This is a genomic window from Aquimarina discodermiae, assembly GCF_040786235.1.
In the GTDB taxonomy this organism is placed as follows: Bacteria; Bacteroidota; Bacteroidia; order Flavobacteriales; family Flavobacteriaceae; genus Aquimarina.
Map to the genome: position 1 here is coordinate 18,288 of NZ_JBFMKP010000032.1, position 14,060 is coordinate 32,347.

Genomic DNA, 14,060 nt, shown 5'->3' on the forward strand with positions numbered 1-14,060 from the left:
CTGATGACTATTTATTTTTCTGTATTAAACTGATGAGCAACCCATTGTTTACCCCAATTTTCTTTTTCCTCTTCGCTCCAAAGATCAGGAAAAAAGTGGATTTTCTGAAAACTAGGCGGTAAAAAACTTTTCCAATTCGTACCTCCTGTAGCTAATACGGCTCCTTTTTCCCTATTAAGGTACCTATAAGCGGCACCCATATGCATTAACAACCAATTAATATTGACATTTACATCAAAAGTACGTAATGCTTTGATAAGGTGCGCATTATTTCGCTCTTTTTCTGGCAATTCCTGATATTTATGAAATATGGTACTTTCTTTTACCTGATGCGCTATACGCATCATTCTTGGGGTATATCGATACTCAAACTGTTTTAACGTTAAGGTTTTTTCTCCTGTATGTTGATCAGTGGCTCCAGATTTCCAGTACAAATACTCAAACACTTCTTCTAGTGGTGCTTTTTCTGTAAACCGATCTCTTTCTTTTGTATTTACAAGATGTGCCAAGGGTGTCGAATAAATCTCGATCAACCTAAACTGAACAGATTGAAAACCGCTAGCAGGAAGTAAAGACATTCTATATTTTAAGAATTGCTCCTTATCCATTCCTTTTATCATTACATCAAAAGAATTAATCAACACTCTAAAGTATCGATTAACACGTTCTATTTTAGCAGTAAAGAACTCTGCTATTTGCAATTTATCGTCGATTATTTGCTTTAATTCGTGTATTATTAACTTAAAATAAAGCTCTGTAATTTGATGGTAAGTAATAAAAATTTCCTCGTCAGGAAAATGTGTTCGAGGTATTTGCAAACTCAATAGGGTATCCAAATGAATATAATCCCAATAGGTAAGATACTTATCATGAAGTAGGCCATCTAGGTAAGATCCCAGATCCTGACCAGAATTCCTAAATTTTTTTTCTAGTTGCTTTATTTTTTCTGCAATCTCTGGTTGTATAGGTTCATTCATTAATCTATTATAATTTTAAATGGGTGTTTCAATCCTTTAAAAGCATCCAAGTCTGCCTTTATAGAACCTACTAGTATATCTGCCTGTATTCTTACCGGCATTCGGTTATCATCATCGCTTACCCAAACCGTCATACTTTCTTCTTCTTTAAAAATTCTATCTGCCTGAACATAAGGCCTAAACTTTAAACATGCAATTTTACCCATTTTTGTTTTAAGAACCTCTCTTCCTAAGAATTTTAACTTAAAACGATAGTTTTCGTTATCAAAAAACATATTCACAAATTGCTCATCTCCACTTTTTAAAGAACTAGTTTTTATGTTGTTACGCAAATAATAAAATGATGACATCAAATCTTGTATATCAGACTTGATAGGGAATGTACTTTTGGTATTGTGTTTTTTATCAAAAACTAAAGCCTCTTCTTTTTGGTAATCAAAATTAATCTCTATATCCTTGGTATGCCCCCCTTCATTAATTTTGCGAATAAATCGATAAGGTTTTACCTTATTTTTATCCATATATGTTTCATAATAATCTTCTACTTTAAAAAACAAGCTTAAAAACCCTGAAGATTTTCCTGTTCCCACCACATGATGCACAGGCATACCATTTAATTTTTCGTCTTTAATCTCTAAGGTAGCATAACTTGCTGTAAAAAGACCATAATGAATCCTAAACCTAAACCACTCTCCAGAATCGAATGCTTTATGGTTTTGCTGAGCAGAAACGGTAACTGCACTAACTACTAAAAATAATATTAAAAGATGTTTTTTCATAGTATGTGGTATTGCTAATATTTGATTGATGTTAGGTATAATTACAATATCCATTCCAAAAATACTACATAATGTGTAGTGACAAAAATGAATTATGTTACCAAATTCCAAAAAACCAAACAAAAAAGAGAGCCACCACAGCTCTCTTTTTACTTTTATTAACCAACTAAAAACTTAAATTATGAGAATAATTATTGTTTTTAAGTATAAGTGGTAACCACTCCACTTGTATTTGCAAAAATGAACTTTTTTTGAATAATTATCAATCGAAAACGTTTTTTTATTATGGAATTTAACAAATGTTTATAGTGTTACTATAAAAAAATGCATTTTTCTGAAAATTTGATATTCTGGTTTTACTAGAAAAATTCCACAAATGATATCATTATCTACAAAGTACCTCTTTCTTCTTGTTCTCTTTCGATTGCTTCGAATAATGCCTTAAAATTACCTTTCCCAAAAGATTGAGCTCCTTTACGCTGAATAATCTCAAAGAATAATGTGGGTCGATCCAGTACTGGTTTTGTAAAAATTTGCAATAAATACCCTTCGTCATCTCTATCGATTAGAATTCCTAGCTCTTTCAAAGGGGCAAGATCTTCATCAATTTCTCCTACACGATCTAATACGGTTTCATAATAACTTGCCGGTACTGTCAAAAACTCGACACCTCTATTCTGAAGTGTTGACACAGTTTCGATAATATTATCTGTTGCCAATGCCATATGCTGAACACCTGCACCATTATAAAAATCTATATATTCTTCTATCTGAGATTTTTTTCTTCCTTCTGCCGGTTCATTTATCGGAAATTTTATACGTCCATTACCGTTACTCATTACTTTACTCATCAAAGCAGTATATTCTGTAGAAATATCTTTATCATCAAATGAGACTAGTTGTGCAAACCCCATCACTTTTGCATAAAATTCGCACCATTTATTCATTTCATTCCAACCTACATTACCCACCATATGATCAATGTATTTTAAGCCGGCTTCTTTTGTTGTGTATGGTTTATCATACGCTTTATATCCAGGTAAAAATGAACCGTTGTAGTTTTTACGTTCTACAAAAATATGAACTGTTTCTCCATAGGTATGTATCCCCGAAAAAACAACAGTACCATGTTCGTCTTTCTCTACAGTAGGCTTCATATAAGGTTTTGCGCCTCTTTTTACGGTTTCTTCATAACTTTTGGTCGCATCATCTACCCATAATGCTACTGCCTTTACACCATCGCCATGAGCATTTATATGTGTGTTAATACTACCGTCGGGTTGTAGGGGTGAAGTAAGCACCAATCTAATTTTATCTTGTTGCATTACATAAGAAACACGATCTTTTCGCCCTGTCTCTAATCCTGCATAGGCAATTGGCTGAAATCCCCAGGCAGTTTGATAATAATACGCTGCTTGCTTGGCATTACCTACATAAAGTTCTACATAATCTGTTCCTAAAAGAGGTAGAAAATCTTCTGCTTCTGGAACAACTTTTTCTAAATTTTGCGGTGTTATATGTGATGACATAATATTCTTAATTAAAGTAAATTAGATAATGAAAAAAATGTTACGTTTATACAAAACGTTTTAATATTACAATGACTGGGTATTATTCTATTGATACCATCAACTTTATTTACCACATCGCCCTTAGGTGTGCTGTAATATCTTTTCTATAATTCAACATAGCATTTTGGTTTATTCTAACCAGGATTTATGATAATCTTCATCTGCTATACTCATTGCCTCTTCTGTAACCATTAGTGGTTTAAAAGTATCGACCATAACAGCCAATTCGTCTGTTTTGGTTTCACCTATACTACGCTCTACAGCACCAGGATGAGGGCCATGGGGTATTCCCGCAGGATGCAAAGATATATGACCTGCATCTATATCATTTCTACTCATAAAATCACCATCAACATAGTAAAGTACTTCATCGCTATCAATATTGCTATGATTGTAAGGAGCCGGAATACTTTCGGGATGATAATCATATAACCTGGGTACAAAAGAACACACCACAAAAGCATCTGTTTCGAATGTTTGATGAACTGGTGGGGGTTGATGTATTCTACCTGTTATAGGCTCGAAGTCGTGTATCGAAAATGCATACGGAAAATTAAATCCATCATACCCAACCACATCAAAAGGATGTGTTGCATAAACCATATCAAAAATCTCATCCTGCTTTTTCACCTTGATCAAAAAATCTCCTTTCTCATCATTAGTTTCTATTTCATATGGTGCTCTAAGATCTCGTTCACAAAAGGGAGAATGTTCTAATAATTGTCCAAACCAATTGCGATATCTTTTGGGGGTATAAATTGGACGCCTGGATTCTACAATAAACAAACGATTGTCGGTAGTATCAAAATCAAGCTTATAAATGGTACCTCTGGGAATAAGAATGTAATCCCCGTATTTGAAATCGAGATTTCCTAAATGACTACGAAACTTACCGCTACCTCTATGAATAAAAATTAACTCGTCTGCATCTGTATTCTTATAGAAATACTCTTTGGTTGATTCTTTTGGAGCTGATAAAATAATACTTACATCACTATTGGTAAGTACATTTTTTCTACTTTGTAAATAATCATTTTCTGGTTTAATTTTGAAACCGTGCAGTCGATACGACTTAATATTGTTTTTGATAGCGATTTGAGGAGCTACACTATAGCTTCCTTTAATTTCTTTAACCTGTGTAGGCCTATGGCAATGGTACAAATTGGTAGACATTCCGTCAAACCCAATGGTTCCAAATAATTGCTCATAATATAGTGTCCCGTCAGGTTTTCTAAAAATAGTATGTCTCTTGGGAGGTATGGTTCCTAAAGAATGATAAAAAGGCATGATGTTTTAAATTTAAGGTGATAATTACTTTTTCTAAAATAGATTGTAAAAGTATATCTTCCCTATTCAGGATTGCGCTTGATAAGGTAGTGCAGCAATAGTAATAAATCCTTCCAAAACAATTTCATAACATTACAAATATCGTAAATATTTCTTTTATAAGAAACGTCATATCGCTTCTTTTAACCACAAATTCTATATTTCTTAACAGTATTCTGGTGCTTCTACAGCTTTAAAACCAAAAACCAATACTAAAAAACCACCTGCTTTCTTTTATTTCTGGCGAATACGAATATTTAACTTGTATTGGCCCTGCAAAGGTATCCATTCCATACCCCAGAGCATATCCCGAAAATTCTGGGTCTTCAAACCATCGACCTGTACTAAATAACTTATTTCCAACATTGGCATAGTTGGCAGCTACATTCAAATGATTTTTTTTAAAAATTTCATAATCCAACGTTATAGATGCTTTTGCAAAGCTTTGCCCAGAAATTTCGAAAAAATTATACCCGTAAAAAGGAATAAAATTGTTGATGGTCTTTGCCCCAAACCCGCCAATAAGAAAGTCCAGAGAATTTAAAGAGGTATTTCCTATTTTGGTACCAGCTTCCATACCTATGTTCAATGCCAGATCATCTCCCATAGGAGTAGCATATCCAAGTTTGGCATTGGCAATAGAAAACCCATTAAATTTATTCGTGAAATCTGAAGACAGAAGATAACTATGTATATCACCTTCAAACAAGAATCCTTGTCTAGGGAAGTACTTATTATCGTATGTGTCTAATTTTACATATCCAAAAACACTCCAATAATCACTGTTATCAAACACTGTTCTGGGAACTTGATTCCTATCTACTCCAAATGTTTCAGAAATTATTTGAAGTCTTTTATACTCTCCTCCCAGACCCAAAGAAAAATCTTGCTTTAATAACGTTTCTGCATACGCCTGCACATTAATATCTGTATAATCTACCGTAATATTATTAATGTCTAGATCTGGAAGTTCTCCAAATCTTTCAATAAAATCAAAATCTACAGCTTTCTTAAAATTAGTATAACGATATTTTAGTCCTGTACTCCAATAAAACCCTTTATCTATATAATAATCTACATTGTATCGTATATTATCACCTAGGGCGGCATCTATAGAAAGTACATCATTATTAAAAAACAAACTTTTTCTAGTTACATTCACCAATCCTGCTGTCTGAAATAGATTATCATAATGCAACGCAAAACGCAATAACATTTTGTTTTTGCTTTCTTTAAGATTAAGTACAAGATCTTTTCCTTGCCCCGTATCTTCTAACCTATGACTAACCCGATCAAAATTACCCGTAGCCACCAAGTTATTAATTCCCTCATTCAATTTATCATAACTTACTACTCTTGGCGTTTTTAACTTTAGTTTTCCTTTGATATAAGCCCGGGTATATCTTTTATGACCATTTATAACAACATTATTAAGGTATATCGCTTCAGAGTTTTGTGGCTCCGTAATTTCTCTTGAAGCATTTCTTTGACGTGCAGCAACTTCTTTGAGTCGTTCTAAATTCTCTTGTGCAGCGATTTCTCCATTAGAGATAATTTTTTCGGCCTTATCAAAAGACATCACAGAAAAATCCACAATAGATGGTTTAATATAAATATCTGTTTCAGAGATTTTATATTTCATCGCATTAATAGTTCTAAAATTACCTATTTGCAACATAATGTCTGTAATCGAATTTAGTTTTCCTCGAGACATTAAACTATCTTGTACATCAATACCAATGACTATTTCTGCTCCTTTATTTCGAATTTCTTTTACGGGATAATTATTCGTTACCCCACCATCGGTCATTAAGATCCCATTGAGTTCTACAGGACTAAAAATAGATGGCAATGCTCCACTAGCTGCCACTGCTTCTGGAAGATACCCTTTGTCCAAAAGAACTTGTTTTCCATTCTCTATATTGGTAGACATACAAAAAAACGGAATCGGAAGACTATCAAAATCACGAATCGTATTTACATGCGCGGTATATCTTGAAAACTGATTATAAAAATTCTGCCCTTTAGAGAGCCCCTTGGGTAAACCTACTCTAAACTTATCAAAGGGAAGTGTAACCGCATATTTTTCTGAATCTTCGCGTTCATAAAAGGTTTTCGCTTCTCTGGGTAATTCATCTTGAATTAACACATCAAAATCAACCGTTCTAAAAATCGAGTCTAATGCTGCTGCTTTATAACCAGATGCGTACAAAGCCCCAATAATGGCTCCCATACTGGTACCTCCTATATAGTCTACTCTAATTCCTGCCTCTTCAATAACTTTTAAAGCTCCTATATGTGCAAGACCCTTTGCTCCACCACCACTTAATACTAATCCTACTTTTACATCTTCTACTGATGAAACATCCACACTATCAATTGCTTCTTTTTCCTGACACCAAGCAGCATCGGGTAAAAAAAGTAGCATAAACAGTACTACAGCTATTGATAAAGCCAATTGACAATGCTTGATCACGTTCATTCTTTTTTAGAAAGATAATAATTGTATATTTTGGTTGCTCTAGAATTTCCAATTACTTCGCTTAGTTCTTTTAACGAGGCTTCACTTACTCGTTTTACAGATCTAAAATGTTTTAAAAGCTCTACGACAGTTTTTTCTCCGATCCCCGGGATTACATCTAACTCTGTATCTAATGCTGCTTTACTTCTTTTCTGCCTATGAAATGTGATTCCAAATCTATGCGCTTCATTTCTTAGGTGTTGTATCACTTTTAAAGATTCTGATTTTTTATCCAGATATAATGGTATACTATCTCCTGGATAATAAATTTCTTCTAATCTTTTTGCAATACCGATAATGGTTATTTTACCTCTTAATCCTAATTGATCCAATGCCTTTAGCCCTGATGAGAGCTGTCCTTTTCCTCCATCTACAATCACCAATTGAGGCAATTCTTTACCTTCTTCTGTCAATCGTTTATACCGTCTATACACCACTTCTTCCATCGAAGCAAAGTCGTTAGGGCCTTCTACTGTTTTTATATTAAATTTTCTATATTCTTTTTTACTTGGTTTTCCATTTTTGAAAACTACACAGGCCGCAACAGGATTTGTTCCCTGAATATTAGAATTATCAAAACATTCGATATGTGTTGGCTCTTTTGGCAATCTAAGATCTTTCTTCATTTGCGCCATCAAACGTTTGGTATGACGCTCTGGATCAATAATTTTTATTTGTTTGAATCGTTCTTGTCTATAATACTTTGCATTCCTTAAAGACAAATCAACAATTTTCTTTTTATCACCTAATTGCGGAATCGTAATCTTAAGATTTTCTCCAACATCTACCTTAAAAGGTACAAAAATTTCTTTGGATGTAGAATTAAAGCGTTGACGTAATTCTATAATTGCCAATTCTAAAAGTTCCTTGTCCGATTCGTCTAATTTTTTTTTGATTTCTGTAGTATGAGATCGTATGATTGCACCATAGGATAATTGAAGAAAATTTATATACCCATAAGATTCATCTGATAGTATCGAAAACACATCAACATTGCTAATTTTGGGATTCACTACTGTAGATTTCGATTGGTAGTTTTCTAACACCTCTATCTTTTCTTTTATTCGTTGTGCTTCTTCAAACTCCATTTTCTCGGCATGAACCATCATTTGATCCTTAAATCGAACTAAAGAATCTTTAAAATTACCTTTTACTATTTGACGAATGGCTTCTATGTTTTCCATATACTCACTCTCGTTCTGCATATCCTCACAAGGTCCTTTACAGTTTCCCAGGTGATACTCGAGGCATAGTTTATATTTTCCATTCAGGATTTTTTCTCGAGATAAATCATAGTTACAGGTACGTAATTGATACAACCCTTTGATAAGTTCTAATAGCGTATTAACTGTTTTAAAATTGGTATAGGGACCATAATATTCTGATCCATCTTTGATAATATTTCTGGTAGGAAACACTCTGGGAAAACGCTCTTTCTTAATACATATCCAAGGATACGTCTTATCATCCTTTAGCATCACATTAAAACGAGGCTGATGTTTTTTGATCAGATTATTTTCGAGTAACAACGCATCTGTCTCGGTCTCTACAACGATATGCTTTATCGAATGAATCTTTTTTACTAAAACATTTGTTTTATAATTATCGTGATTTTTAGTAAAGTAAGATGCTACTCTTTTTTTGAGGTTTTTTGCCTTACCAATATACAATAGCTTTCCCTCTTTATCATAATACTGATACACCCCAGGGGTCGTAGGTAACGTTTTAACCTGTATGTCTAAAGTAGCTTCTTGCATTCTAAATGGTAAAGTTAAGTGTTTACCTTAATTGTTATACCAATTATTAGGCAATAATTTTTTGTTAAAATATACCATATCATTTCCTCCTTAGAATACTCATTAAAATTTGCGTGATTAAAAAAATAAGACAATTTATAATGCTAATCGATTTTTAGTACATTAGTGGTCCAATCTCAATACGTTTTTTTTGGAAAAAGAAAAGAAAATAATTGGTCGTATAGATAAAATAGATTTCCCACTTTTATCATTAAAAGAAATCGATGCCAAAATCGATACTGGGGCATACACCTCTTCTATCCATTGTATAGACATTAAAGAAGTTGGTGATACGTTGCAATGCAGTTTTCTTGACGCTACTCATCCAGAATATAACGGTAAAAGATTTACGTTTAAGAATTACGATATTACAGCAGTAAAAAGTAGCAATGGAAAAGTAGAAGTGCGATATGCTATTAAAACAAAAATTATTGTATTTAATAGTACTTACCCTATTACACTTACATTATCTCCCAGAGATGACATGCGCTTTCCTGTTTTGATAGGCAGAAAGTTTTTAAGCAGAAAATTTTTAATAGACCCTCAATTAGAAAACCAGTCTTTTAATCAAAAAAAATAATGAATATAAAAATATTGTCGCGTAGTGCGAATTTGTATTCTACCAACGCCTTGGTTCAGGCAGCTATAAAACGTAGACATAATGTACAGGTTATCGATCCGCTTAGCTGTGATATAATTATAGAAAAAGAAAATCCAGAAATTTATTATCGTGGAAAAAAATTAGAACATGTAGATGCGGTAATACCAAGGATTGGCTCATCGATCACTTTTTATGGCACCGCAGTGGTTAGACAGTTTGAGATGATGAATGTATTTACAACAGTACAATCACAAGCATTGGTACAATCCAGAGATAAATTACGAAGCTTACAAATATTATCTAAAGCAGGCTTAGGTCTTCCCAAAACTGTTTTTACCAATTATTCTAAGGATGTTTCTGAGGTAATCTCTCATGTAGGAGGAGCTCCATTAATTATCAAATTGCTAGAAGGTACCCAAGGACTTGGTGTTGTTTTAGCAGAAACGAAAACTGCAGCAGAATCGGTATTAGATGCATTTAACGGGTTACAAGCAAGAGTAATTGTTCAAGAATATATCAAAGAGGCTAAAGGAGCAGATGTTAGAGCACTGGTAGTAGATGGCCAGGTGGTTGGCGCTATGAAGAGACAAGGAAAGGAAGGTGAGTTTAGATCAAATATTCATAGAGGAGGTAGTGCCTCTATTATTACACTTACCGATGAAGAAGAAAAGGCAGCCATAAAAGCTGTAAAAGCATTAAAACTTGGAGTAGCGGGTGTCGATATGCTTCAAAGTAAAAGAGGACCTCTAATTCTCGAAGTTAATTCTTCTCCGGGACTAGAAGGTATTCAAACAGCCACAGGAAAAGATATTGCAAAAACAATTATCCGATATATAGAAAAGAATATTGAAACTAAATGACGAAAGAAACCAAAAAAAATATACTAAATATTCTTGGCAACGAAGTATTACCAGGCAAGAGCACCATTATCAATTTTAACATTGCAAAACTCTATACCTCTACCAAAGTAGAAATACCAGTAATTATAGAACGATCCAAAAAACCAGGACCTACGGTACTCATTACTGCCGGAATACACGGAGATGAAATTAACGGAGTTGAAGTAGTACGGCAAATTATCGCAAAAAAAATCAATAAGCCTCTTATTGGTACTATTATATGCATTCCCGTACTTAATGTATTTGGTTTTCTAAGCATGAATCGTTTTTTTCCTGACGGAAGGGACCTTAACAGAGTTTTTCCCGGAACCAAAAACGGATCTCTCGCCAGTCGTTTTGCGTATCAATTCATTAATGAGATTTTACCCATTGCAGATTTTTGCCTTGATTTTCATACAGGAGGAGCCAGTAGATTTAACGCCGCTCATATTAGGGTCGACCCTAGTAATAAAGACCTTGTAAAGCTGGCAAAAATTTTCAACGCCCCTTTTACATTATTATCAAAAAACCTTGATGGCTCTTACAGGGCTACCTGTGCAAAAAAAGGAAAAAACATTTTACTATTCGAAGGTGGTAAATCTCAAAGTAGTGATAAAGAAATTGCGAGAGAAGGAGTGCAAGGTACAATGCGTATATTGCATCATTTAGGAATGCTGGCAACCGAATTCGAACCGCCTATTAGAAACGGTAATAGCTTAATTGTAAAGAATAGTTTTTGGATGCGTGCAAAATATAGCGGACTTTTACATATCAAAGTCCCAATTGGCAAGCATGTAGATAAAAATGAAACCCTGGCAACCATCACAGATCCATATGGCAAAATGAGACATGTCGTAAAAGCAAAAAATGAAGGTTATTTGATAAATGTCAATGAGTCTTCGATCGTTTATAAAGGAGATGCTATCTTTCGCATAACAAAAGAATTAATACATGAATAAAAAAGAACTACGGGCAAAGTACAAAACCCTTAGATCAAACATAAGTAATCAGGAAATAGAAGATCTTAGCATAGATATTGCAAATAGATTACTTCAATTATCTATTTGGGAAAAATCATATTACCATGTTTTTTTACCTATAAACAAACAAAAAGAAATTAATACCGAGTTTATACTTAACATTCTTCAGGGAAAGGATAAGAATGTTATCATTTCTAAAAGTAATTTCGATACTTATACATTATCGCACTTTTTACTTACGGATACTACGGTACTAAAAGTCAATACATGGGGTATCCCAGAACCTACAGACGGCATCCCAATTCCCGAAGAAACCATCGAAGTTGTTTTTATTCCTCTATTAGCATTTGATCAAAAAGGGAATCGCGTGGGGTATGGAAAAGGGTTTTATGATAAATTTTTATCTAAATGTAATCCTAACACTTTGAAAATAGGGTTGTCGTTATTCCCTGCAGAAGAGCAAATTAAGGACACAATTGCAACAGACATACGCCTTAACCTTTGCGTTACACCAACAAAAACGTATTATTTTTAGGCGTTACCACTCGTTTTTTTTTGTAATCAAAAATACTTGTACTATTTTAGATCTATATAACTTTTTACCCCTAAAAATGTCACTTACTTCTGAGAGTGTATGCATCATTGATGATGATAACATGTATATCAACTTGTTACGCAAAATCATTGAACTAAAAAAATTATCAAAATCTGTTGTGGTTTTTAAAAACGGTAAGGAGGCTATCGATTTTTTCACAAAATCTATAGAAACAGCCACTATACCCCGATTTATTTTTTTAGATCTAAATATGCCTGTAATGGATGGATGGGAATTTTTGGATGAATTTTCCAAAATAAAAGATAAAATTCCTAAAAAGACACTTCTTTACGTAGTTAGTTCCTCAATTGATACCAGGGATATAGAACGTGCCAAATCTATTGATATGGTAGAAGATTACATCTCTAAACCTATTAAAATTGATGATTTCACAAAAATACTAGCTTAGTATTTTTATGATTTTACAAACCACTTTTCTTCAGAAAACAATTGGTAGTAGGCAAAACTATTTTTTAGGAAACGCTTTTTTATTAAAAACTACCAATAAGAAAACCCCAATACTTATTGCTGAATCAGCAATATTAAACACGGGATCGAAGAATGAAAAATGTTTACCTCCCCAAAACGGAATCCATTCTGGAAGAATATCACTGTAAAAAGTAAATTGAATCATGTCAACCACTTTACCATAAAAAATACTTTCGTATCCTCCTCCTTCTGGTAAAAAGCTCGCTACATGAATTTTTGTACTCTCTTCAAAAAGAAGTCCATAAAAAATCGAATCTACAATATTTCCAAAAGCACCTGCAAAAATTAGTGCAATACAAAATGTAAGAATTGCAGGACTATTTTTGCGAACAGAGTCATACAACCAATATCCAATACCTGTAATAGCAACTAATCTAAACAAAGTAAGAACCAACTTACCATAACTGCCTGGGAGCTCAAACCCCCATGCCATTCCTTTGTTTTCTACGAAAATGATACGAAACCAATCAAAAACTTTTACTTCTTCATGAAGTGCAAAATGTGTTTTAATATAAACTTTGGTAACCTGATCAATAAGTAACACCAAAATTATGACTAAAATAGATTTCTTTAATGACATATACGGCAAGTTTATTTAGTCCTATAATGTCCGCAAAAATAGTGTTTTATTTTGTTATAAAAACATTTCTGGTACTGATAAGGAAGCTCTTTAGAATTTTGTTTTAAAAATAAGTTACAAATGAAGCAAGATGTATTAATTCATCTTGCTTTTTTGACTTTTATCATGTTTTTACACCATTTAAATCAATAAAAAATGCGATAAAAATCATTTTGAAACATGATTATTTTGGTGATAATGCAAATAATTATCAGATAATTTTGTCACTTATTACAAATCACAAACTCCTTATTTATGAAAACCATTTTTTTAGATTACTTTTTACATGTCTTTTTTTAATGACTCTTGCCTGTAGTCATGACGAATTTGAAAGTACAACCACAGAAACCCCACAGAACATAAATGACGAAGCCGCATTGGCCGCCGCCGCTACTGGAAAATCTCTATCATCAGAATGTCAATTCGAGTATAAAGGAGAATTAGGCCCCGAATTTTGGGCCACTTTATGTGGATCTGATTGAGAAAGTTGTGGAGGTTCTTCTCAATCACCCATTAATATTGAGACAAGTACCGTTGAGCATGATGACGACAACTTAGAACCTATACAAACATGGTATAGAGGAACCTCTGTAGAGTCACTGGTTCGGGTACTACATGATTTTAAAGAAGAAGGATTGATTACAATAAATGAAAATCAAATAATTATTATTGCCCCTTCCCAATTAGTAAAAACATCCAATTTTATATAATACCAGTTATACTTTGAATTTACTGTTAAAGAAAATGAGCTATTTTTTGTTTATGAGAAGAAGAAAAAATAAGCATAGCAGTAGTTACGGTTCTCTTTTATTCTGAAGCAGAAACGAAAAAGAGTATTTTATTACGGTAAATTCAAAGTGTAAATGGTATAAGTAAATGTCTTAAGCAATTCTTTGATCTAATAATACATTTTGAATTTTGAACATAC

At 33.3% G+C, this 14,060-nt stretch carries 13 protein-coding genes; 6 read left to right on the top strand and 7 right to left on the bottom strand.

Going from position 1 to position 14,060, the window contains the following annotated elements; genetic code table 11:
- Positions 1-11: 11 nt before the first annotated feature.
- The 6 genes from ABW636_RS18555 to uvrC form a co-directional block, all read right to left on the bottom strand.
- Positions 12-977, bottom strand: coding sequence for a tryptophan 2,3-dioxygenase family protein (locus ABW636_RS18555; RefSeq protein WP_367591570.1), 966 nt, complete (start codon positions 975-977; stop codon positions 12-14).
- A complete protein-coding gene (locus ABW636_RS18560; RefSeq protein ID WP_367591571.1) occupies positions 977-1,756 on the bottom strand; it encodes a DUF3108 domain-containing protein in 780 nt (259 codons plus the stop codon). The genes ABW636_RS18555 and ABW636_RS18560 overlap by 1 nt, the downstream gene beginning before the upstream one ends.
- A 389-nt stretch (positions 1,757-2,145) precedes the next feature.
- Complete coding sequence (hppD, locus tag ABW636_RS18565) at positions 2,146-3,285, bottom strand: 4-hydroxyphenylpyruvate dioxygenase (RefSeq protein ID WP_367591572.1); 1,140 nt, start codon at positions 3,283-3,285, stop codon at positions 2,146-2,148.
- Positions 3,286-3,456: 171 nt separating this feature from the next.
- Positions 3,457-4,614, bottom strand: a complete 1,158-nt coding sequence (locus ABW636_RS18570; RefSeq protein ID WP_367591573.1) for a homogentisate 1,2-dioxygenase — start codon at positions 4,612-4,614, stop codon at positions 3,457-3,459.
- A gap of 232 nt (positions 4,615-4,846) precedes the next feature.
- On the bottom strand, positions 4,847-7,135 hold the full coding sequence (locus ABW636_RS18575) for a patatin-like phospholipase family protein (RefSeq protein ID WP_367591574.1): 2,289 nt from the start codon (positions 7,133-7,135) through the stop codon (positions 4,847-4,849).
- The gene (uvrC, locus tag ABW636_RS18580; protein ID WP_367591575.1) at positions 7,132-8,931 is read right to left on the bottom strand and encodes an excinuclease ABC subunit UvrC; all 1,800 of its coding nucleotides are present in this window, start codon (positions 8,929-8,931) and stop codon (positions 7,132-7,134) included. Before uvrC ends, ABW636_RS18575 begins: the two co-directional genes overlap by 4 nt.
- A gap of 190 nt (positions 8,932-9,121) precedes the next feature.
- Here uvrC and ABW636_RS18585 point away from each other — a divergent pair, with 190 nt between their 5' ends.
- From ABW636_RS18585 to ABW636_RS18605, 5 genes are all read left to right on the top strand, one after another.
- Positions 9,122-9,550 (top strand): ATP-dependent zinc protease family protein, encoded by a 429-nt coding sequence (locus ABW636_RS18585; protein WP_367591576.1) that lies wholly within the window; start codon positions 9,122-9,124, stop codon positions 9,548-9,550.
- On the top strand, positions 9,550-10,431 hold the full coding sequence (gene rimK, locus ABW636_RS18590; protein ID WP_367591577.1) for a 30S ribosomal protein S6--L-glutamate ligase: 882 nt from the start codon (positions 9,550-9,552) through the stop codon (positions 10,429-10,431). Before ABW636_RS18585 ends, rimK begins: the two co-directional genes overlap by 1 nt.
- Positions 10,428-11,408: a succinylglutamate desuccinylase/aspartoacylase family protein gene (locus ABW636_RS18595; RefSeq protein ID WP_367591578.1), complete on the top strand. Its 981-nt coding sequence runs from the start codon at positions 10,428-10,430 to the stop codon at positions 11,406-11,408. Before rimK ends, ABW636_RS18595 begins: the two co-directional genes overlap by 4 nt.
- The gene (locus ABW636_RS18600; protein ID WP_367591579.1) at positions 11,401-11,964 is read left to right on the top strand and encodes a 5-formyltetrahydrofolate cyclo-ligase; all 564 of its coding nucleotides are present in this window, start codon (positions 11,401-11,403) and stop codon (positions 11,962-11,964) included. The genes ABW636_RS18595 and ABW636_RS18600 overlap by 8 nt, the downstream gene beginning before the upstream one ends.
- A gap of 76 nt (positions 11,965-12,040) precedes the next feature.
- Complete coding sequence (locus ABW636_RS18605) at positions 12,041-12,433, top strand: response regulator (protein WP_367591580.1); 393 nt, start codon at positions 12,041-12,043, stop codon at positions 12,431-12,433.
- Between the two features lie 57 nt (positions 12,434-12,490).
- Here the strand turns inward: ABW636_RS18605 and ABW636_RS18610 are convergent, their stop codons facing one another.
- Positions 12,491-13,093, bottom strand: a complete 603-nt coding sequence (locus ABW636_RS18610; protein ID WP_367591581.1) for a lipoprotein signal peptidase — start codon at positions 13,091-13,093, stop codon at positions 12,491-12,493.
- Positions 13,094-13,305: 212 nt separating this feature from the next.
- Between ABW636_RS18610 and ABW636_RS18615 the strand changes: the two genes are divergently transcribed.
- Positions 13,306-13,614 (top strand): hypothetical protein, encoded by a 309-nt coding sequence (locus ABW636_RS18615; RefSeq protein ID WP_367591582.1) that lies wholly within the window; start codon positions 13,306-13,308, stop codon positions 13,612-13,614.
- Positions 13,615-14,060: the final 446 nt, after the last annotated feature.

Excerpts from the sequence above, each read along its gene's own strand:
- ABW636_RS18575 (WP_367591574.1), bottom strand. The coding sequence starts at position 7,135 with ATGAACGTGATCAAGCATTGTCAATTGGCTTTATCAATAGCTGTAGTA.
- ABW636_RS18610 (WP_367591581.1), bottom strand. The coding sequence starts at position 13,093 with ATGTCATTAAAGAAATCTATTTTAGTCATAATTTTGGTGTTACTTATT.
- ABW636_RS18605 (WP_367591580.1), top strand. The coding sequence starts at position 12,041 with ATGTCACTTACTTCTGAGAGTGTATGCATCATTGATGATGATAACATG.
- ABW636_RS18595 (WP_367591578.1), top strand. The coding sequence starts at position 10,428 with ATGACGAAAGAAACCAAAAAAAATATACTAAATATTCTTGGCAACGAA.
- uvrC (WP_367591575.1), bottom strand. The coding sequence starts at position 8,931 with ATGCAAGAAGCTACTTTAGACATACAGGTTAAAACGTTACCTACGACC.
- rimK (WP_367591577.1), top strand. The coding sequence starts at position 9,550 with ATGAATATAAAAATATTGTCGCGTAGTGCGAATTTGTATTCTACCAAC.
- hppD (WP_367591572.1), bottom strand. The coding sequence starts at position 3,285 with ATGTCATCACATATAACACCGCAAAATTTAGAAAAAGTTGTTCCAGAA.
- ABW636_RS18560 (WP_367591571.1), bottom strand. The coding sequence starts at position 1,756 with ATGAAAAAACATCTTTTAATATTATTTTTAGTAGTTAGTGCAGTTACC.
- ABW636_RS18600 (WP_367591579.1), top strand. The coding sequence starts at position 11,401 with ATGAATAAAAAAGAACTACGGGCAAAGTACAAAACCCTTAGATCAAAC.
- ABW636_RS18555 (WP_367591570.1), bottom strand. The coding sequence starts at position 977 with ATGAATGAACCTATACAACCAGAGATTGCAGAAAAAATAAAGCAACTA.
- ABW636_RS18570 (WP_367591573.1), bottom strand. The coding sequence starts at position 4,614 with ATGCCTTTTTATCATTCTTTAGGAACCATACCTCCCAAGAGACATACT.